Source organism: Nonomuraea sp. NPDC005501 (genome assembly GCF_040605905.1).
In the GTDB taxonomy this organism is placed as follows: Bacteria; Actinomycetota; Actinomycetes; order Streptosporangiales; family Streptosporangiaceae; genus Nonomuraea.
Genome location: NZ_JBEXDT010000091.1, coordinates 18,207 through 36,831 on the forward strand (window position 1 = coordinate 18,207; position 18,625 = coordinate 36,831).

Below are 18,625 nucleotides of genomic sequence, written 5' to 3' on the forward strand. Positions count from 1 at the left end.
GCTACGGGCGGAAGGCGCCGGCGTGAGCGCGGGCCCACTGCTCGAACGTGCGGGGCGGCCGGCCGGTGACCTCCTGGACGGTCGGGCGCACCACTGACTCGTCCAGGGTGCCCTTGACGTAGAAGTCGAAGAAGGCGTCGACGTACTGCCGCGGCATGGCCGCGAGCATCTCCTCGCGGGCCTGCCCGTGGCGCCCGATACCAGGATCCTTTCCAGTTCCTCCGGAGTGCGGGATCACCAGGGCAGGGGACGTCCGTCGCGGAAGAAGCCGCCGGTCGGGCCGTTGTCGGGCAGGGTGGCGGCCCACACCACTCCGGCCGCGCCGTCGGCGACCGGACGCCCGCCGGCGCCACCCATGTCGGTGGCCACCCAGCCCGGGCAGACCGCGTTGACGAGGATGCCGTCGGCGCGCAGCTCGGCGGCGAGCATGCGGGTCAGGGCGTTGAGCGCCACCTTGGTGGTGGTGTACGCGGGCGTGCCGCCGCCCATGCCGGTCAGCGAGGCGGCCTCGCTGGAGACGTTGACCACCCGCGCGTGCCCGCCGGCGCGCAGCAGCGGCAGGAACGCCTGGACCATCCGCCACGGCCCGTACAGGTTGGTCTCGGCCGCCTCCCGCACCACGTCCAGGTCGGCGTTCTCGGCGCGCTGCCAGGTGTCGTAGGTGATGGCGGCGTTGTTGACCAGCGCGTCCAGGCGCCCGAACCGCTCGGCGACCGCTTCGGCCGCCCGTGCGACGCTCTCCTCGGAGGTGACGTCCAGCAGCAGAGGGTGCACGTCGGGGCCGAGCTCGGCGGCCGCGGCGGCGGCCGACTGCAGGGAACGGGCGGTGAGCACGACGGTATGGCCGGCCGCGGCGAGCTGGCGGCACACCTCCCGTCCGATGCCCCTGTTCGCGCCCGTGACCAGTGCGATCATCACCGGCTCCCCTCGTTGACCTGCGGCCCGGCCTCGTGCCGGACGTGATCATCCTGAGGCAGTGGATTTCGGATGTCCAATAGCTGGGGCGATAGCCGCCGGTTATGGGCACGCGGGTCGGTTCCCGGTGGAGCGGTGGGCGACGCGCCCGTCCAGCATGGTGAGCCACGCGTCCACGCCGGACAGGGCCTCCGCGGGCCACCCTGACCTGACCCGGGGCACGGAGGCATAGATCGGCGTCCCGGGTGCGTCCTTGCTTGGTGACATGGCGAGGAGGACGGGTGGATCCAGGATTTGAGGCGGACTTCCGGCAGTTCGTCGTCGAGCGGTCAGCGGCGTTGTTCCGTACCGCGTACCTGCTGACCGGCGACCGGCACGCGGCCGAGGACCTGGTGCAGTCGGCCCTGGCCAAGACGGCCGCGCGGTGGAGGGGACTGCGGGACCGCGGGGCCATCGAGGGGTACGTCCGGCGCGCCATGTACCACGAGCAGGTGAGCCGGTGGCGGCGCCGTTCCCGGGTCACGGAGGTCTCCACCGGGTGGCTGCCCGACCAGGCCGGCGGCGAGCACGCCGACGTCGTGGACCTGCGTTTGGTGATGCGCGCGGCGCTGGCCCGGCTCACGCCCCGCCAGCGCACCATGCTCGTGCTGCGCTACTTCGAGGACCTGTCGGAGACCGAGATCGCCCGGTTGCTCGGGGTCAGGGTCGGGTCGGTGCGCAGCCAGATCTACCGGTCACTGGAGCGCCTGAAGCAGGCGGCGCCCGAACTGAGTGCTGTGAGGGAGTTCGGATGAAGATCGAGGATGTGCTGCGCGACACCCTGGCCGACATGGCGCACGAGCAGCCGCCGCCCCCGCCGGCGCGCTTCCTCCAGGCGGTGGGCGGTCGCCGGCGCGGGTCCCGTGGAGTGGCGCTGGCGGCCGCGGCCGCCGTCGCGGTGCTGGCCGCCGGTTCGACGGTCGCGGTCCGGGGGCTGGCCGGCGGGGAGGCGGTCCCTGGCGCGGTTCCCGCCACGCGGGGCTCCGGGCGGGCGTCCACGAGCCCGGAGCCCGACCGGCCGGAGGTCCTGGTGCCCGTGCAGGACGGGCTCCGGCTCGTCGACGTCCTGCCGCGGCTCGCGCGCGCCACCGGCAGGCCGTTGGCCGAGTTCGAGCGGGCGTCACGGAACGGCGCGGCGCTCGGCCTGCCCTCCTACGCGAAGGGACGGCTGGAGGGATTCGCCTTCCCCGACACCTACCGGATCTCGCCGGGGTCGAGTGCCGAGGAGATCCTCGCCTCGATGGTGACGCGCTTTCGCCGGACCGCCGACGAGGTCCACCTGGAGGACGCCGCCCGCCGCGCCGGCCGTACCCCCCGGGAGGTCGTGATCATCGCCAGCATCGTGCAGGCGGAGGCGGCCCGCACGGCCGACATGCCGAAGATCGCACGGGTGATCTACAACCGCCTGGGCCACAAGCCGCCGATGAGGCTCCAGGTGGACAGCCCTCTCCTGTACGCCCTCGGCAAGTACGCTGTCCAGGCCACGAACGAGGAGCTGCGGAGCCGGTCGAGGTACAACACCTATCGCTTCCCCGGCCTGCCGCCCGGCCCCATCGGCAACCCGGGCCGGGCCGCCATCGAGGCGGCGCTGCACCCGGCCACCGGCCCGTGGCTGTACTACGTGGCGGTCGATCCGGCGACGGGCGAGACCAGGTTCATCGGCTCCCAGGCGGAATACCTTCGGCTGCTCGAGGGCCTGCGGCAGAAGCGCAAGGGCACGTCCTGACGGCCCGCCGTCAGCCCGCCAGCGTCTTCCTCAGGACCTCCGCGAACGGCTCCGGGTGGGTGACGAAGCCGCCGTGCTCGCCCGGGAACTCCACCGGCGGCGTGCCGAGCAGCTCCGCCAGCGCCGTGGAGGTCGGGTACGTGAGCAGCTTGCGCGACTCCGCGCCGATGCCGACCACGACCCGGCCGGGCCCGGCCTTCAGGGCGGCCACGTCCGGGACGTACCGGGTGGTGCCGCGCAGCTCGTGCAGGAAGAAGCGGGCACTGTCGGCCAGGTCCTGCTCCGAGAACTCGCTCTGCGGCGGGGCGGAGCCGTCCATGTCGAACCCGGAGGTGGTCATGAACTTCATCCACGCCGCCCCGTGCCCGTCCCGCCGGAACGTCTCCACGATGTCGTCCACCACGGCGCGCCGCTCGGCCGCGTCCGGCAGCAGCTCCAGCAGGGGAGGCTCGTGCGCCACGAGCGTCCGCACACGTCCGGGATGCCGGGCGGCCACCGCCAGCCCCGTCACCGCGCCGCCGCTGCTGCCGAACAGGTCGGCCGTGTCGGCGCCGAGGTGGTCCAGCAGGGCGGCGACGTCGTCGGCGCGCAGGTCGGGGGTCGAGTCCTGCGCGGGGTCGTCGAGGACGCTGCCCGCGATGCCGCGCGGGTCGTGGGTGACGACGGTGTGGTCGCCCGCCAGGGCCTCCGCCAGCGGCGCGAAGGCGGCGGCGGACATGGGGGCGCCGAAGACGAGCAGCAGGGGGCCGGCGCCGCGCACCTCGTAGCGCAGGCGCGCGCCGGGGACGCGGAGGGTGTGGGTGGTGCTCATGGCGGGTGGTCCTTCCCTGGGGCGATGGTGCTTGCAGAGGTAGGACTCCGCCGCCGGGCCGGATTCGTCGGTCCTGGGGCCGGGAATCTTCGCCGACGGAACCGGGGGTGTGAGGGCGCGCTCCGGTGGTAAGCCATCAACGAAGCGATAAACCGGATGTAAGGGGACGATATGGCCGAGCGGCTGACCGTTGACGAGATCGACACCGCGCTTGCGGCCCTGCAGGGGTGGCGGTATGAGGAGGACGCGCTGCTCAAGGACGTGCCGATCACGCCCGACAGTTACGGCTGGCTGAGCGAGGCGGTGATGAACGAGGCCAACGCGCTCGACCACCATCCCGAGATCGAGCGCACCGGCGACGGCGTCCGGTTCCGGCTGTGGACGCACAGCTCGGGCGGGGTGACGGCGAAGGACGTGGAGCTCGCCGCCCGGATCGACCAGGTGCTCAGCGGAGCGGCCCGCGACCGGGGCTGAACGCGCGGCAGGGGCGGGGCGGACCGGGGCAGTGTCAGGAGACGGCCATCTCACCCAGCTCGGACCAGTCCTCCTGCGGGACGCTGGCGTTGACGATGCGCGGCGTCTCCGCCAGGTGCGGCGGGAGCGTGCGCTGAGCCGCGCGGAAGTGCTCGGAGCGCACGTGCGCGGCGCCCGCCTCGTCGTCGCGGAACGCCTCCACCAGTACGTACTCGTTCGGGTCGTCGACGCTGCGCGACCAGTCGAACCACAGGCAGCCCGGCTCGGCGCGCGTCGCCCGGGTGAAGTCCGCGGTGATCTCGGGCCAGCGGTCGGCGTGCTCCGGCAGGACGCGGAACTTCGCGGTGATGAAGATCATGATGTCCTCTGGGACGTCGGCTGGTGGACGACACGAGGTTAACCCAGCAGGGCGCGCCCGGCGTCCGAGGACAACCGCGCGGCGGGGTCGCAAAGGCAGCAGCGCCCGAAGTCGTAGGGCCGGGCCCACGCGTCCGCGACGCGCGTGTCGGCCCACGGGTCCACCAGCCGGGCGACGACCAGCGCCACCACCGCCTCGGCGCCCGCCCGGTACAGGACCGAGGCGGCGCTCTGCACGCGGGCGCCGGAGGCGAACAGCTCGTCGAGCAGCAGCACCCGCTCGCCGTCGAGCCGGCCCAGCACCTGGAAGGCCCACTCGTCCGGCACGTGCCGGGCGAGCGCCTCCTCGGCGGCGCGGTCGCCGCCGGGCATGAGCACGGGCCGGTGCAGGTCGCGCAGCCCGGTGACCCACTGGACGACCCGGGGCATGAGGTCGAACGCCTCGACGGGCCGCTCGGCGCCGGCCCCGGGCACCGTGGCGACCAGCGTGAACGGCCCTCCGGCCGGCCTCGTCAGGCAGGGCAGGTGAGCGCGGTGGAAGCGCGCCACGGTGGCGGCCAGCAACGCCGCGCCGGTCAGCTCGCCCGGCGGGGAGCGGCGGCGGGTCACCAGGTCGTACAGCCGCCGGTCGTCACCCGTCCGCGCGCACAGCGAGACGGGCAGCACGTGCGGCGTGTGCCGGTGGACCCCGGCCGTGGCGCGGTGGCAGCCCGCGCACAGGCAGGCGGGCGCGTGCGGTTCCGCCGGGGCGGAGTGGCAGACGCGGCAGAGGCCGGGCCGCGCGGCCGGTACGTTCCGGAAGAGGCCGAGGTGCCGCTCGGTCACCGCGCGAGCGTCACCCATGGTCAGCAAGCGCTCGGTTGCCAGGTCACGTCTACCAGAGTGACCAGCGCACTCGGCCCCCCGTCACTATCCGGGACGACACTGCCCTCTCTCCTGCCGGGACAGCCCAGCCCTACGGTTCCGGCTACGGCCGGCGGTCCTGGCGCCCCGCCTGCCCTCGCCCGGACCCGGTGGCCGCCCGCTCGCGGCGGCCTCACCAGGCCAGCCCGGTCAGCGGGCCGTCCCCCTGCCACAGGCACGCGGACGGCAGGCCGAGCGAGGGGACGCCCGACGTCGAGAGGTCCGGGAACGGGGAGCGTGGGCCGGGAGGTGGGCGCAGGTCCACCCGCACCAGCTCGGACGACCCCCCGCTCCCGCATCCGGGGACGCCGCCCAAGGTCATGCCCTGCGCGCTGCGCACCGCGACCAACAGGTACCGGCCGGACGGGTCGAGGGTGAACGCGGTGACACCGCCACGCGGCTCCGTGAACGCCACCCCCACGGGAGGCTTCGCGGGCGGCTCCAGCAGCAGGATCCGGCTCCACGGGCCGGGGCCGGGACCGGCCTCCGCCAGCACCATCCTGCCAGTGCCAGTGCCAGTGCCCGGCGCCGTGAGGGCGGGGCCGTCGGTCAAGGCGTTCAGCACGCGCACGGTGTCGCCGGGCAGCAGGGCCGTGCCGGGCCTGCTCGTGTCGAGCGAGGCGAGGCGGGGCGTGCGGGCGCGCGGGGACCGGGCGTGGAACACGAGGGTGTCCGCGTCCCGCCAGTGCAGGCCGAGAGCGGCGTCGCGCGCGCTCCCGTGCGCGCCCGGAGCGGACCACTCGCGGACCGGCCCGCCCTCTCGCCCGTCGGCCGGCCCGGTCACGCCGACGTACGTGGTGCCGATGCTGCCCGTGCTGTCGGACGCGGGGACGACGCGGCTGTAGGCCACGCGCCCGGCGGGGGAGACCGCCAGGTCCGTCACCATCCCGCCGAGGTCGCCGCCGACCTGCTCGCCAAGCCGCGCGCCGTCGTAGCCGTTCAGGCCGACGCGGTAGACGCGCGACACGCGGCCGCCGTAGCCGCCGTCGCCGGGAGTGGTCACGGCCGCCAGATAGCGGCCGGGCCGGGCGTCGCGGGCGATGGCGGTGAACTGGGTGAACGGTGCCTCGGGTGCGGGCACCGCGGTGGGGAGAGTCCTCCCGGAGAGGTCGACCACGACGAGCCGGTCACCGGAGAGCGCGAGCGCGAGTCGTGGCGTGCCGTCGGCGGCGCGCGGCGGCTCTGCCGGCTCCCGGAACAGCGGCCCGAGCGCGACCACCCCCGCGATCGCCACCACGGCGACGCCCACGACGGCCGCCAGGATGACGGGCATGAGCGCTCGCAGCCGGGACGGCCGCGCGGAAGCCGGTCCGTCCGGCCGCGCCTCCGCGATGGCGAGCAGTGCGGGCGCGTACCACCTGGCGGCCAGGACGAAGGCCGCCCACCAGAGCAGGAGCGCGTGGGAGCGGCGGGTGGCGGGGAGGAGGGTGAGTGAGGACAACCGGCGTTCCCGAGTCGTGTCCGATCAACGGCCCGGATGATCTTCCCGGTGTCGCCGCCCGGCGTCAAACACGGGGTCCTCTTCGGCCTGTCCGAAAAGGGTCAGAGGCGCATGTTGTGGTGAAGGAGGCGTAGGGCGTCGACGGTGGCGTGGCCGCGCCACTCCAGCGGGCTCGCCGCCGAGAAGTGCGCGTAGTCGACCGTCCAGCCGCCGTCCTCCCTCTGGCCGCCCGCCAGCCGGTCCAGATCCGCGTCGATCGCCTCCTTGGCGAGCAGCGTGCGTGAGGGGCCGCCCGGGAGCGGGGAGAAGTCCAGCGGGCCCAGCCGTTCGTCCTCCTTGCCGCCCTCGACCGGCATCGTGCCGTCCGGCGGGACGTGCGGGCGCAGGTGCTCCACCAGCTCCTCGACGCGTCGCGGGTGCGCGGCGTGCGCGGCGTCCAGGAAGCGCACCGCGAAGGCCAGCTCGTACGCGTGCGGCGTCCGGTCGATCGCCTCGATGGCGGCCAGGCAGTACGCGGTGGAGCGCTCCAGCCACGGGTGGGCGGCCACGGCCGGGTCGTGGGCGGCCACGCGGTGGGCGACCGCCGCCGAGATCGCGGTGATCTGCAGCGAGGAGGTCGCCGGGTCCGCGCCGGCCCACCAGGGCGCGGTGCCGGCGGCGAGCGTGGCGGGCAGGGCGAAGGGCAGTCCGCCGTCCGGCAGCGAGACCGCCTGGAGCCAGTCGCACAGCTCGGCCGCCCGCGGGCCGGCGAGGGGGCCGGCCTCCTCGAACACCGTGAACGCGTGCAGGGCGGTGCCCGGCTGGCTCTCCGGGGAGCGCAGGTCGGGCTCCAGGCCCCAGCCGTAACCGCCGTCGGCGTTGCGGTAGCCGTCGAGGGCCGACAGCACCGGCGTCGTGTCCGGCGCCGAGCCTCCGGACGCCCCGGACAGGAGCCCGGTCAGCAGCTGGAAGCGGCGGCGGTCCAGGACGCGCGCATGGGTGGCCATGAAGGCCGCGGCCGCGGAGAGGTCGATGCTCATGCCTTCATCGTGCCCAGGGAGGAGGGTCCGGGTCTTGTCGGAATCGGACGCCTCGCCGCGACGGACACGCAGGGAAAAGATGACATGCCCTGTCGGGTTTCGGTGTCAGCCTTTGTGCCATGACAGACACGTTGACGTTGAAGGGGAAGGTCGCGCTGGTCGCCGGCGGGACCAGGGGCGCGGGCCGGGGCATCGCGGTGGAGCTGGGGGCGGCCGGCGCGACCGTGTACGTGACAGGCCGCACGACGCGGAGCGAGCGATCCGAGTACGACCGGCCGGAGACGATCGAGGAGACCGCGGAGCTGGTGAGCGAGGCCGGCGGCCACGGCATCGCCGTGCAGGTCGACCACCTCGATCACGCCCGGGTCCGCGAGCTGGTCGAGCGGATCGACCGCGAGCAGGGGCGGCTCGACGTGCTGGTGAACGACGTGTGGGGCGGCGAGCGGCTGGCCCAGTGGGAGACGCCGCTGTGGGAGCACGACCTCGACGGCGGGCTGCGGCTGCTGCGCCTGGCCGTCGACACGCACATCGTCACCAGCCACTACGCGCTGCCGCTGCTCACCAGGACCCCGGGCGGGCTGGTCGTCGAGATGACCGACGGCACCAAGGAGTACAACGACGGCAACTACCGCATCTCGGTCTTCTACGACCTCGCCAAGACCGCCGTGAACCGGCTCGCGTACGCGCAGGCGCACGAGCTCAAGCCGTTCGGCTGCGCCGCCGTGGCCCTGACACCGGGGTGGATGCGCTCGGAGATGATGCTGGACACCTTCGGCGTGACGGAGGAGAACTGGCGGGACGCCACCGCCGCGCAGCCGCACTTCGTCATCTCCGAGTCGCCCCGCTTCACCGGCCGGGCGGTGGCGGCGCTGGCCGCCGACCCGGAGGTCATGCGGTGGAGCGGGCGGTCGCTGTCGAGCGGGGGGCTGGCGAAGGAGTACGGGTTCACGGACGTGGACGGGTCGCGGCCCGACTGCTGGCGTTACCTCGTGGAGGTGACGGACGCGGGCCGGCCCGCCGACGCGACCGGCTACCGCTGAGACACGCCGGGGCCGGGGCGGTGTGACGGGCCGTGAGCGTCCGCGCAGTGGCGGTCGGGCTCGCCGATGGTCAGCACGTCCGCCGGCGCGTGGTCCACCTGCAGCGTCGTGTGCTCGATCCCGTACCGGTCGTGGACGAGCCGCTCGGCCGCCAGCCGTACGGCGTGGCAGTCGTCGCCCGGCGTGACCAGCACGTGCGCCGACATCGCCGGGTAGTTGGAGGTCACCTCCCAGATGTGCAGGTCGTGCACCTCGACCACCTTGTCCAGGGACGCCAGCTCGCGGCCGATCTCGGCGGGGTTCATGCCGACGGGGGCGGCCTCCATGAACACCCGCGCGGAGTCGCGCACCAGCCCCCACCCGGCCTTGAGCATGAGCGCGGCCACGACCAGGGCCGCCACCGCGTCGGCCCTGGTCCAGCCGGTGAGCCACACCACGGCGCCGGCGACGGTCGTGGCGATGAACGCGAACAGGTCGTTCAGGATGTGCTGGTAGGCGCCCTCGACGTTGAGGCTCGTCCGGTTGGCCCGGGTCAGCAGCCAGGTGGCCAGGAGGTTGACCGCGATGCCGGCCAGGCCGGTCACCACCACGTACAGGCCCTCGACCTCGGGCGGGTTCGCGAAGCGGCGCACGCTCTCGACGATGAAGTAGACGCTCAGCAGCAGCAGCGTCACGCCGTTGACCTGCGCCGAGATGATCTCGGCGCGCTTGAGCCCGTACGTGAACCCGCCCTGCGGCGGCCGGGCCGCGATCCGCATCGCGACCAGGGCGAAGACGATGGCGATGGCGTCGGTGAGCATGTGACCGGCGTCGGAGATCAGCGCCAGCGACCCGGCGACGAACCCGATGACCACCTCGACCGCCATGAATCCGACGATCAGCGCCAGGGCGCCGGTCAGGTACCGGCGGTCACCCGCCACTCCCACGGCATGCCCGTGTCCGTGCCCGTGCCCCCGCTCGCGGTCCGTCATGGGGTCGCCGCCTCCTTGACATCTGAATGACTGTTCACATGTTGAGTTTATGGACGAGATCCGCGCGCCTGTCAAGCCGCGCGGCTACGGCTGCCTGCGTTCGAGGTGGATGGCCTGGGTGTGCTCGGTGTGCGCCACGGCCAGGTCCAGCAGCATGCGGACGTGGGCGTCGTCCAGGCGGTAGTAGGCCATGCGGCCCGCCCGTCGTACGGCGACGACGCGGTGCGCGCGCAGCAGGCGCAGCGCGTGGGAGGTGGCTGACTCGCTCAGCCCGGTCACCACCGACAGGTCGCACACGCACAGCTCTCCGTCGAGGAGCGCCAGCAGGAGCCGCAACCGCCCGGGGTCGGAGAGCAGACCGAAGATGTCGGCCGTGTCGACGAGGTCGCCCTCGGCGGGCATGCGGGAGCTGACGCTCGCCACCCGGTCGGCGTCGACCACCCGGGTGGCGCAGCCCTCCAGGGCGGTCACCTGTTCCTGTGAAGAACTGTTCATATAATCGAGCCTAGCTGGGCGGATGCCAGGCGTCGAGCGGTCGTGAGGGTGGTCAGTGGCCCGGGTGGTGGTACTGGTGGACCACGGCGTGCCCCTTGCCCCGGGCGATCAGCCAGCGGTTGACCGGCGTGGTGACCACGAACGCCACCACCAGCGAGCCGGCCAGCGACCCCCAGAACAGCGCGCTTGTCAGGCCGGCGTCCATCGCGCCGGGCACCAGCAGGATCACCGCGTTGTCCAGCAGCTCCATGACCATGATGGAGATCGTGTCGGCCGCCAGCGCCACCTTGAGCGCCGAGCGGAACCCGACGCCCGCGCGCAGCACGCCGCGCATGGTCAGCCCGTAGCCGAAGACGAACGCCAGCGCCACCGACAGCACCACGGTGCCGGAGTTGTGCAGGCCGGCGGCGGTGCCGATCACCATGCCCAGCACCTCACCGATGGCGCAGCCGGTCAGGCAGTGCAGGGTCGCCTGGGACGCGGCCTTCCACGTCGCCGCGGGCGCGGCCGGATGGTGCCCGGTGCGGTCTTCCATGCTCCTCGCCTTCCTTGGAGGTCGATCCATCATACGGGGAGGGGGTATCGTGAGGCTACGTCGCCCCCCTCAGTGACCGTGACCGTGACCGACGAACGCCCCCGACGGCCTCCCGCCCGGCACCAGCCCGAGCGACACCACGCCCGCCGCCACCGCGGCGACCGCGCACGCCGTCAGCGCGGTCGTGAAGCCGCCCGCACCCGCGGCCCCCGGCGCCAGGCTCGCCGCGGCGAGCGACGACACGACCGCGACGCCGATCGAGCCGCCCAGCTCGTGGAAGGTGTTGACCACGCCCGACGCCACACCGGCCTCGCCGTGCGGAACGTTCGCCATGGTCGTCGTCGTGGCCGTGACGAACGCGGGCCCGATGCCGAACGCCGCCACCACGAAGCCCGGCAGCAGCGTCGTGTACGCGCTCGCGCCGGGGTCGATCCGCGTCATCAGCCACGCCCCGAGCGCCGTCACCGCGAACGCCGCCACGGCGACCGGCCGCCCGCCGACCCTGCCGATCAGGTGCGCCCCGAGCTGCGCGCCGGCCGTGATGGCCACGGCCACGGGCAGGAACAGCAGGCCCGTCTCCAGCGCGCTCATGCGCAGCACGTGCTGGAGGTAGAGCGAGCTGAGGAAGAACAGGCCCAGCATGAGCCCGGTCGCCATGAGCATGACGAACACGCCGGAGAGCACCGGGCGGCGGCCCAGCGTCTCGACGCGCATCAGCGGCGTCCGCGCGGTCCGCTCGACCAGCACGAACACGGCGTAGAGGGCGGCGGACGCGGCCAGGGGCAGCAGGGTGCGGACGGAGGCCCAGCCGGCGTCGCCCGCGCCGACGAGCCCGTAGATGAGCAACGCGGTGGCCAGGGTCACCGCCGCGGCCCCGGGCACGTCGATCCCGGACCGCGAGCCGGCCGAGCCGCTCGCCGGGCCGGGCACGACGGCCGGGAGGGCGGCGAACACGAGCACGCCGATCGGGACGTTCACGTAGAACACCCAGGTCCAGCCGGGCCCCGCGGTCAGCAGCCCGCCGAGGAGGACGCCGGCCGCGGCGCCGGAGCCGCCGATGGCCGCCCACACCCCGAGCGCCCGGTTGCGCCGCTCGCCGTGGAAGGCGCCCGTGATGACCGCGAGCGCCGCCGGGGACATCAGCGCCGCCCCCACGCCCTGGAGCCCGCGGCCGGCGATGAGCATGGCGCCGTTCGTCGCCAGCCCCGCGAGCAGCGAGGACAGCGTGAACGCCGCCAGCCCGGCCAGCAGCGTGCGCCGCGCGCCGAGCGTGTCCGCCAGCCGCCCGCCCAGCACCATGAGCCCGCCGAAGCAGAGCGTGTACGTCGTGACGACCCAGGTCAGCGCCTCCCGGCCGAGGCCGAGGTCGGCCCCGATGCTGGGCAGGGCGACCTGCACGACCGTGATGTCCACGATGAGCATGAACTGCGCCAGGCAGAGCAGGGTCAGCGCGGCCCACCCGCCGGAGGCGCGCCCGGTGTCCGGGTGCGCGGGCGTGACGTGTCCGTGGCTCACGAGATCTCCTTAACTTGAACACTTATGTACGAGTTAAGGGACACCATACCCCCGTATTGCATGCCCGGGACACGAGAGAGCCCCCGGAGGCGGGACATCCGGGGGCTCGGTCCAGGGGGAAGGGATTCTCAGGCGGCGTCGCGTGGCAGCATCGGGGCGAGGACGAACCGGGTGGTGGCCCACACCGCGTACAGCAGCGGCGCGCACGCCAGCAGCAGGCCCGGCACCGGCCTGGCCAGCACGACCGTCACCGCCAGGCCGAGGACCACGGTGTTCGCCGCGGCCAGGTACCACCGCCGCACCACCAGGTAGAGGCACGGGCGGACCAGCGCACGCAGCCGCACCGGCTTCTCGGACGGTCCTTCGGACGGCCCTTCGGACGGCTCGGCGATCAGCGTGATCAGGGCGACGACCGTGGCCACCACCAGCACCACGGCCGTGGCGAAGAACGGCACGAGCGCCGGCCTCCACGCCGTCCGCGCCACCACGGTCGCGTCCAGGACCAGCACGCTCACGGCCGCCGCGCCCGCCGCCCACACGGCCAGCGCGCGGCCGGCCCCGCGCCGGTAGCCGTTCCAGAACGTACGGACCACGGAGGTGGAGCCGGAGCCGAGCGCGGCGAAGCACCGGAACGCGCCCGCCAGCGCCGGCGCGCACACCAGCGACAGCACCGCGAAGAACGGCCACGACCCCAGCGGGTCGCGCACGAGCGCGAGCGCCGCCAGCAGCGGCGCGCAGGCGACGGCGAGCAGCGCGTTCACCGCCAGGCCGGTGTAGGCGGCGGCGAACACCTTCTCGTACGTGGCCTGCCGGGCCGGCCTCAGCAGGCTCCGCACACCGGGGGCCGGCGGCTGCCCGCTCATCCCTTGAGCCCGCTCGTCGCGATGCCCTGGATGAAGTAGCGCTGCCCCAGCAGGAACACCGCGAGGATCGGCAGCACCGACAGCACCGCACCGGTCATGATCATCGCGTACTCGGCGTCGTACTGGCCGACGAACGAGCGCAGGCCGAGCTGGACCGTCCACAGGTCGTTGTCCGTCAGGTAGATGAACGGCCCCATGTAGTCGTTCCACGTGTTGACGAACGTGAGCAGCGCCAGGCTGGCCAGCGCCGGCTTGGACAGCGGCAGCATGATCCGCCAGTAGATGCCGTACTCGCTCAGCCCGTCGATCCGCGCCGCCTCGCACAGCTCGTCCGGGATCGACATGTAGTACTGCCGCATGAGGAACACGCCGAACGCGCCGAACGCCTGGAGCAGGATGATCGCCAGGTGCGTGTTCGTCAGGTCGGCCTTCTGCATCATGATGTACTGCGGCACCATGTACGCCTGCCAGGGCACGGCGATGGTCGCGATGTAGGCCATGAAGAGCGCGTCACGGCCGGGGAAGCGCACCTTGGCGAAGCCGTACGCCGCGAAGCTGCCGCTGAGGAGCTGCAGCAGCGTGACCGACACCGACAGGAACGCCGAGTTGCCCAGGTAGGTGAGCAGCGGGATGCGGTCCCAGATGTCGACGAAGTTGGACCAGCGCAGCTCGTGCGGGATCCACTCGATCGGCACGGTGAACACCTCGTTGTCGCGCTTCAGCGACGCCGACAGCATCCACGCGAACGGCACCAGCACCAGCGCCGCCACCACGGTCAGCGCCACGTACGCCAGCACCCGCCGGGTGACGGCGGCGGCGGAGCGGTCGCCGGAGGGACGCGGCGCCTTGCCCGGCCGGGTGGCGGGCTCGGCCGGGGGCGCATCGCGCAGGGCGGTCATGAGGCGCTCCTCCGTTCGTTGATGCGGAACTGGACGACCGTCACGGTCAGCACGATCACGAAGAGCACGAGAGCGATCGCCGACGAGTAGCCGAACTTGCCCTCGGTGATGCCTTCCCGGTAGATGAGCTGGGCCAGCACGAGCGTGCTGCGGCCGGGCCCGCCGTCGGTCATGACGAGGATCAGGTCGAGCACCTTGAAGCTCTGGATGGTCAGCATGACCACGACGAAGAACGTCGTGGGCCGCAGCGACGGCAGCGTGATGCCCCAGAAGCGCTGCCAGGCGTTGGCGCCGTCCACGCGGGCCGCCTCGTAGTACTCCTTGGGGATCGTCTGCAGCCCGGCCAGATAGAGCACCATGTAGTAGCCCATGTCCCGCCACACGCTGGTGATGATCACAGCGGGCATCGCCCAGTCGGTGCTGGCCACCCACCGCGGCGGGTCGGAGACGCCGATCGCCTCCAGCACCTGGTTGATCGGCCCGGCCGTCGGGTTGAACAGCATGTTCCACACGACCGCGACCGCGACCAGCGAGGTGATGTACGGGAAGAACGCCGCGGTGCGGAAGAACGGCACGCCGCGCAGCTTGCGGTTCAGCGCGATGGCCAGCCCGAGCGCGGCGGCCAGCGTGAGCGGGATGTGGCCGGCCGCGTAGAAGAGGGTGTTGCGCAGGGCGACGTGGAAGTTCTGGTCGGTCAGCAGGCGTGCGAAGTTGTCCAGCCCCACCCACTCCGGGTCGCTGTAGGAGTCCCAGTCGAGGAACGCCAGCGCGAACGCCGCCAGCATCGGGATGATCGTGAACAGCAGGAAGCCGGCGAAGTTCGGGAGGATGAAGCTCCAGCCGACGAGGATGTCGCGCCAGGCGCGCCGCCCACGGGGCCGAGCCCGCGGCGCGGTCGGCGCCGGTTTTGTGATCACCTGAGCCATGGGCGTCCTTTGCGAGCCTTCGGGGCGTTTGGTGGGTTCATGGTGAAACGCGAGGATATGGCGGAACGCGAGGATATGGCGGAACGCGAGGATATGGCGGAACGCGAGAACAGGGCGCAACGCGGGATGCGGCGGGCCCGGACCGCTCCGGGCCCGCCGCGCGGGCCGCTAGTTCAGGACCTCGCTCTTGACCCGCTCGTTCATCTCGCGGATGCCGTCGGCGGCGGACTTCTCGCCGACCATGATCAGCTCGTGCTCCTCCTTGAGGATGGTGTCAACGTCGGCGGTCTTGTCGCTGACGGGCATCTCCAGCGTGACCTTGTCGGGCTGGAACGCCTTCTTCGACGTCTCGTCCGTGGGCATGCCCTTGAGCTTGAAGTACGCCTCGGTGATCTCGGGGCTCTGCAGCGCCGGGACCACGCCCACCTTGCTGATCGCCTCGGCCCCGCCCTTGCCGGCGGCGAACTGCACGAACTTCTTCGCCGCGTCGGCGTGCTCGGCCTTCTTGTTGACGGCGAACGCGGTCGGCGAGCCGAACGTCGTCACGCCCGTGGCGCCGGGCCGCTGCGGCATCGGGGCGATGGCCCAGTCGACGTCGGTCTTCCCGGCGGCCTTGGCGTCCAGGATGGCCGCGATGTACCAGGTGCCCATGGGGAGCATGGCGGTCGCGCCGGTCTCGAACAGCGTCTTGTAGTCCGACTTCTGGGCGCTCGCGGTGCCGAAGTCGAGCGTCGCGCCGGCCTTCTGCAGGCTGAGCGCCGTGGCGTACTGGTCGGCGAAGAAGGAGTAGTCGCCGCCGAGCTGGTCGCCGCCCGTCTGCGCCGCCGCGATGGCCTGCACCACCGACCGCCAGGTGTGGTGGTAGGTGCCGTAGACCTTCTTGCCGCCCTCCTCCTTGGTGAGCTGCTGCGCCAGCTTGGCGTACTCGTCCCAGGTCAGCGTGCCGGGGTACTTGACGCCCGCCTGGTCGAACAGCTTCTTGTTGTAGTAGAGCAGCCAGAAGTCCTGCCGGTACGGCAGCGCGTAGTACTTGCCGCCGACGTCGAACGCGTCCAGGCCCGCGAGCGTCGCCGCGTCGGGCGACTTGGCCAGGTCGGTGACCTCGGTGAGCTGGCCCCGGCTGGAGTAGCGGGAGTAGTCGGTGACGTTCTTCATGGTGATGACGTCGGTGTGGTCGCCGCCGGCCAGCATCGTGGTGATCTTGTCGGCGTAGTCGTCGGCGAGGATGTCCACCGGCTTGATCTTGATGCCGGGGTTGGCCTGCTCGAAGGCGTCGAACATGGCCTTGAACTCGGGCGTCTTGGCCATGTTCCAGACGGTGACGCTGAGGGTGACGTTCCCGTCGCCCGTCTCCTGCGCGGAGTCGCCGCCCGAGCCGCAGGCCACCGCCGCCAGCGACAGTGCCGCGACGGCCGCCAGGGACTTCACGAGGTGGCGTCGCCCTCTGGCCCTCGCCGAGCTGTCAGAAGAGATCATGTGATCCGGTCTCCTTTCCTGTCGAGCCGGTCGGGGGCTCAGGCGCTGACCTTGAACTCATCGGCTGTGACGGCCGCGCGGGGCGGCCGGCCGTCCAGGTAGCGTTCGAGCTCGTCGAGCGCGCTCTCACTCATCCGCCGGGTCTCCGATCCGAGGGACCCGGCGACGTGGGGGGTGATCATGACGTTGGGCAGGTCGTACAGGGGTGAGTCGGCGGGCAGCGGCTCGGGGTCGCTGACGTCGAGCATCGCGTCGAGCCGGCCGCTGACGCACTCGCGCTCCAGCGCGGCCGTGTCGAGGACGGCGCCGCGCGCGGTGTTGATGACCGTCGCGCCGTCGCGCAGCAGCGCCAGCTCCGCGGCACCGATCAGGTGCCGGGTGGAGGGGAGCGCGGGGACGTGCAGGGTGAGCACGTCGCTGCGCCGCAGCAGGTCGGGCAGCTCGACGAGGCGGGCGCCGGCCGCGGCCACCTCGTCCGGGTCGGCGTACGGGTCGGCGACGAGGACGTCGACCTCCAGGTCCCGCAGCCGGTCGACGACCCGGCGGCCCACGCGGGAGTAGCCGACGACGCCGATCGTGCGGCCCCGGTTGCTCAGCTCGCCGCGGCTCGTCGCGTACGACCAGTCGGCGCGGTGCAGCCGCGCGTCCTGGGCGAGGAACGGGACCTTCTTCCCGGCGAAGATGATCGCGGCCAGCGTGAACTCGGCGACCGGGACCGCGTTCTCGTCGGCGGCGTTGGTCACCAGGATGCCGCGCCGCCACACCTCGTCGGTGACGAACGTGCGGACGGTGCCGGCGCAGTGGAAGATCGCCCGCAGCCCCGGCGCGTCGGCCAGCCGCTCCGCCGTCAGCCGCGGGCAGCCCCAGGAGGTCACCAGCACCTCGACCTCGCGCAGCCGCCGCCGTACTCGCGGGGTGTCGAGGTCGTCGGTGACGACGGGCTCGCCGAGCTCGGCGAGCTGTCGCAACCGGTGGAGCTGTGGCTCCTCGAACATTGTGCTGAACGTGGTGGGGTCCATGACCAGCAGGGCGTGTGGCCGTCTCACTCGGCGTCCCTTTCGGCGGCAAGCGCTTACCAGTGCCGCCGATCCTGTCCGATCGTTACGATCACGTCAATACCTTGTTAATCAGGACGATCACGTTTATCTGATCGATATTGATCGTTCGTGTGCGGTATTGGCGAGACGACGGTCGGGTCACGCGCTCGCCGGCGGAGCCGACGAGGCGCGGACGATCAGCCGCGGCTCGATGACGATCCGGTGCGTCGGACGCTGCGGGTCCTCGTCGGCCAGCCGCTCCGCGAGCAGCCGGTACGCGGCCCGCCCGATCGCCGCCTTCGGCGGCCGGACCGCCGTCAGCGGCGGGTCGCACAGCTCCGCCACCTCGTCGTCGTACGTCACCACCGACAGATCGCCCGGAACCCGGATGCCGCGCTCCTGGCAGCGCTCCACCAGCCGGATCGCCTCCGGGTCGGAGTGGACGAGCAGCGCGGTCGTGCCCGAGGCGGCGCACACGTCCAGGACGGCGTCGAGCGCCTCCGGCCAGCCGGGATCGCGCTGGTCCACGGTCGTCAGGTCAAGGGTGTCGCCGAGGGGCAGGCCCAGCTCCACGCACGCCTGCCGCCAGCCGCGCCGCACGTGCGGGGCCGTCGGGCTCTGCGTCGTGGTCACCACCCCGACCCGCCGGTGACCGAGCGTGGCCAGGTGCCGCACGGCCATCGCCGCGCCGAACACGTGGTCGCTGACCACCGACTCCATCGCCTCCTGGTGCGGGCCGACGGTGGCCGCCCGTTCCACGAGCACCACCGGCACACCGGCGCCCTGGAGCCAGCGCACCAGCTCCTCGCCCTCGTCGCCGGTCGTGGTCGGCGCCACCAGCAGGCCGTCCACCCCGGCCGTCTCGACCAGCCGGGCGAGCTGGTGGCGCTCGTCGGCCGCCTGGTAGCTGGCGCCGCGCAGCACGAGCCGCGCCCTCGACGCGGCGGCGGCCTCACGGGCGCCGCGGATCACGTCGGGCCAGTAGTAGTCGAGCGAGGGCACCACCATGCCGAACGTGACCCGCGCCTCCTCCGCGCCCGGCCGCGCACCCGAGCTCCACGGCGTTCCGACACGCTGTTCATGTTCCTGCTGGTCGCGGCGGTGGCGCTGGCCATGGGAGGACGCCGACACGGTGGAGACGGTCCGCTCGCTCATGCTGTGACACGCGGGGCCGCGGCCGTCA

Annotated in this window: 21 protein-coding genes; 4 read left to right on the forward strand and 17 right to left on the reverse strand. The window is 72.8% G+C overall.

The genetic code is table 11. The features are described from left to right. Position 1 precedes the first annotated feature (1 nt). The gene (locus ABZS51_RS33620; protein ID WP_355449656.1) at positions 2–157 is read right to left on the reverse strand and encodes a hypothetical protein; all 156 of its coding nucleotides are present in this window, start codon (positions 155–157) and stop codon (positions 2–4) included. Between the two features lie 77 nt (positions 158–234). After that, positions 235–915 (reverse strand): SDR family NAD(P)-dependent oxidoreductase, encoded by a 681-nt coding sequence (locus ABZS51_RS33625; RefSeq protein WP_355449659.1) that lies wholly within the window; start codon positions 913–915, stop codon positions 235–237. Positions 916–1,196: 281 nt separating this feature from the next. On the opposite strand from ABZS51_RS33625, the gene ABZS51_RS33630 reads away from it, so the two are divergent. Further along, on the forward strand, positions 1,197–1,709 hold the full coding sequence (locus tag ABZS51_RS33630) for a SigE family RNA polymerase sigma factor (protein ID WP_310709440.1): 513 nt from the start codon (positions 1,197–1,199) through the stop codon (positions 1,707–1,709). After that, on the forward strand, positions 1,706–2,680 hold the full coding sequence (gene mltG / locus ABZS51_RS33635; RefSeq protein WP_355449662.1) for an endolytic transglycosylase MltG: 975 nt from the start codon (positions 1,706–1,708) through the stop codon (positions 2,678–2,680). Before ABZS51_RS33630 ends, mltG begins: the two co-directional genes overlap by 4 nt. Before the next feature lie 10 nt (positions 2,681–2,690). Here the strand turns inward: mltG and ABZS51_RS33640 are convergent, their stop codons facing one another. Next, positions 2,691–3,491: an alpha/beta hydrolase gene (locus tag ABZS51_RS33640; RefSeq protein WP_355449665.1), complete on the reverse strand. Its 801-nt coding sequence runs from the start codon at positions 3,489–3,491 to the stop codon at positions 2,691–2,693. Between the two features lie 171 nt (positions 3,492–3,662). Between ABZS51_RS33640 and ABZS51_RS33645 the strand changes: the two genes are divergently transcribed. Then, positions 3,663–3,965 (forward strand): 4a-hydroxytetrahydrobiopterin dehydratase, encoded by a 303-nt coding sequence (locus ABZS51_RS33645; protein WP_310709437.1) that lies wholly within the window; start codon positions 3,663–3,665, stop codon positions 3,963–3,965. 34 nt (positions 3,966–3,999) lie between these two features. Here ABZS51_RS33645 and ABZS51_RS33650 read toward each other — a convergent pair whose 3' ends face one another. The 4 genes from ABZS51_RS33650 to ABZS51_RS33665 all read right to left on the reverse strand — a co-directional run bounded on the left by ABZS51_RS33650 (position 4,000) and on the right by ABZS51_RS33665 (position 7,685). Next, the gene (locus tag ABZS51_RS33650; RefSeq protein WP_310709436.1) at positions 4,000–4,323 is read right to left on the reverse strand and encodes a putative quinol monooxygenase; all 324 of its coding nucleotides are present in this window, start codon (positions 4,321–4,323) and stop codon (positions 4,000–4,002) included. A gap of 38 nt (positions 4,324–4,361) precedes the next feature. After that, on the reverse strand, positions 4,362–5,147 hold the full coding sequence (locus ABZS51_RS33655; RefSeq protein WP_355449668.1) for a hypothetical protein: 786 nt from the start codon (positions 5,145–5,147) through the stop codon (positions 4,362–4,364). Positions 5,148–5,358: 211 nt separating this feature from the next. Then, complete coding sequence (locus ABZS51_RS33660; RefSeq protein ID WP_355449671.1) at positions 5,359–6,666, reverse strand: hypothetical protein; 1,308 nt, start codon at positions 6,664–6,666, stop codon at positions 5,359–5,361. A gap of 101 nt (positions 6,667–6,767) precedes the next feature. After that, positions 6,768–7,685, reverse strand: coding sequence for a hypothetical protein (locus ABZS51_RS33665; RefSeq protein WP_355449674.1), 918 nt, complete (start codon positions 7,683–7,685; stop codon positions 6,768–6,770). A 119-nt stretch (positions 7,686–7,804) separates the two neighbouring features. Between ABZS51_RS33665 and ABZS51_RS33670 the strand changes: the two genes are divergently transcribed. Further along, positions 7,805–8,725: an SDR family oxidoreductase gene (locus ABZS51_RS33670; RefSeq protein WP_355449678.1), complete on the forward strand. Its 921-nt coding sequence runs from the start codon at positions 7,805–7,807 to the stop codon at positions 8,723–8,725. On the opposite strand, the gene ABZS51_RS33675 is transcribed toward ABZS51_RS33670, so the two are convergent. The 10 genes from ABZS51_RS33675 to ABZS51_RS33720 all read right to left on the reverse strand — a co-directional run. Then, positions 8,716–9,696: a cation diffusion facilitator family transporter gene (locus ABZS51_RS33675; RefSeq protein ID WP_355449681.1), complete on the reverse strand. Its 981-nt coding sequence runs from the start codon at positions 9,694–9,696 to the stop codon at positions 8,716–8,718. The genes ABZS51_RS33670 and ABZS51_RS33675 overlap by 10 nt on opposite strands. Before the next feature lie 84 nt (positions 9,697–9,780). Then, positions 9,781–10,191 (reverse strand): metalloregulator ArsR/SmtB family transcription factor, encoded by a 411-nt coding sequence (locus tag ABZS51_RS33680; RefSeq protein WP_310709430.1) that lies wholly within the window; start codon positions 10,189–10,191, stop codon positions 9,781–9,783. 52 nt (positions 10,192–10,243) lie between these two features. Beyond that, positions 10,244–10,726, reverse strand: coding sequence for a DUF4396 domain-containing protein (locus ABZS51_RS33685; protein ID WP_355449684.1), 483 nt, complete (start codon positions 10,724–10,726; stop codon positions 10,244–10,246). Positions 10,727–10,795: 69 nt separating this feature from the next. Next, entirely contained in the window at positions 10,796–12,241 is a 1,446-nt protein-coding gene (locus ABZS51_RS33690; protein ID WP_355449687.1) for an MFS transporter, read from the reverse strand. Between the two features lie 128 nt (positions 12,242–12,369). After that, positions 12,370–13,104 carry a hypothetical protein gene (locus tag ABZS51_RS33695; RefSeq protein ID WP_355449689.1) on the reverse strand — a complete coding sequence of 245 codons (735 nt, stop codon included), beginning with the start codon at positions 13,102–13,104 and terminating at the stop codon, positions 12,370–12,372. After that, positions 13,101–14,003: a carbohydrate ABC transporter permease gene (locus ABZS51_RS33700; protein ID WP_355449692.1), complete on the reverse strand. Its 903-nt coding sequence runs from the start codon at positions 14,001–14,003 to the stop codon at positions 13,101–13,103. The genes ABZS51_RS33695 and ABZS51_RS33700 overlap by 4 nt, the downstream gene beginning before the upstream one ends. Further along, a complete protein-coding gene (locus ABZS51_RS33705; protein WP_310709425.1) occupies positions 14,000–14,929 on the reverse strand; it encodes a sugar ABC transporter permease in 930 nt (309 codons plus the stop codon). The genes ABZS51_RS33700 and ABZS51_RS33705 overlap by 4 nt, the downstream gene beginning before the upstream one ends. A gap of 168 nt (positions 14,930–15,097) precedes the next feature. Beyond that, positions 15,098–16,405, reverse strand: coding sequence for a sugar ABC transporter substrate-binding protein (locus tag ABZS51_RS33710; RefSeq protein WP_355449696.1), 1,308 nt, complete (start codon positions 16,403–16,405; stop codon positions 15,098–15,100). 38 nt (positions 16,406–16,443) lie between these two features. Then, complete coding sequence (locus ABZS51_RS33715) at positions 16,444–17,451, reverse strand: hydroxyacid dehydrogenase (protein WP_310709423.1); 1,008 nt, start codon at positions 17,449–17,451, stop codon at positions 16,444–16,446. Positions 17,452–17,601: 150 nt separating this feature from the next. After that, positions 17,602–18,625, reverse strand: a 1,024-nt coding sequence (locus ABZS51_RS33720; protein ID WP_355449699.1) for a substrate-binding domain-containing protein, incomplete at its 5' end; no start/stop codon positions are given.

What these genes read in the sequence shown, in the direction of transcription:
- ABZS51_RS33620 (WP_355449656.1), bottom strand. Translation starts at nt 157, where the DNA reads ATGCCGCGGCAGTACGTCGACGCCTTCTTCGACTTCTACGTCAAGGGC.
- ABZS51_RS33625 (WP_355449659.1), bottom strand. Translation starts at nt 915, where the DNA reads ATGATCGCACTGGTCACGGGCGCGAACAGGGGCATCGGACGGGAGGTG.
- mltG (WP_355449662.1), top strand. Translation starts at nt 1,706, where the DNA reads ATGAAGATCGAGGATGTGCTGCGCGACACCCTGGCCGACATGGCGCAC.
- ABZS51_RS33640 (WP_355449665.1), bottom strand. Translation starts at nt 3,491, where the DNA reads ATGAGCACCACCCACACCCTCCGCGTCCCCGGCGCGCGCCTGCGCTAC.
- ABZS51_RS33645 (WP_310709437.1), top strand. Translation starts at nt 3,663, where the DNA reads ATGGCCGAGCGGCTGACCGTTGACGAGATCGACACCGCGCTTGCGGCC.
- ABZS51_RS33650 (WP_310709436.1), bottom strand. Translation starts at nt 4,323, where the DNA reads ATGATCTTCATCACCGCGAAGTTCCGCGTCCTGCCGGAGCACGCCGAC.
- ABZS51_RS33665 (WP_355449674.1), bottom strand. Translation starts at nt 7,685, where the DNA reads ATGAGCATCGACCTCTCCGCGGCCGCGGCCTTCATGGCCACCCATGCG.
- ABZS51_RS33670 (WP_355449678.1), top strand. Translation starts at nt 7,805, where the DNA reads ATGACAGACACGTTGACGTTGAAGGGGAAGGTCGCGCTGGTCGCCGGC.
- ABZS51_RS33675 (WP_355449681.1), bottom strand. Translation starts at nt 9,696, where the DNA reads ATGACGGACCGCGAGCGGGGGCACGGGCACGGACACGGGCATGCCGTG.
- ABZS51_RS33680 (WP_310709430.1), bottom strand. Translation starts at nt 10,191, where the DNA reads ATGAACAGTTCTTCACAGGAACAGGTGACCGCCCTGGAGGGCTGCGCC.
- ABZS51_RS33685 (WP_355449684.1), bottom strand. Translation starts at nt 10,726, where the DNA reads ATGGAAGACCGCACCGGGCACCATCCGGCCGCGCCCGCGGCGACGTGG.
- ABZS51_RS33695 (WP_355449689.1), bottom strand. Translation starts at nt 13,104, where the DNA reads ATGAGCGGGCAGCCGCCGGCCCCCGGTGTGCGGAGCCTGCTGAGGCCG.
- ABZS51_RS33700 (WP_355449692.1), bottom strand. Translation starts at nt 14,003, where the DNA reads ATGACCGCCCTGCGCGATGCGCCCCCGGCCGAGCCCGCCACCCGGCCG.
- ABZS51_RS33705 (WP_310709425.1), bottom strand. Translation starts at nt 14,929, where the DNA reads ATGGCTCAGGTGATCACAAAACCGGCGCCGACCGCGCCGCGGGCTCGG.
- ABZS51_RS33710 (WP_355449696.1), bottom strand. Translation starts at nt 16,405, where the DNA reads ATGATCTCTTCTGACAGCTCGGCGAGGGCCAGAGGGCGACGCCACCTC.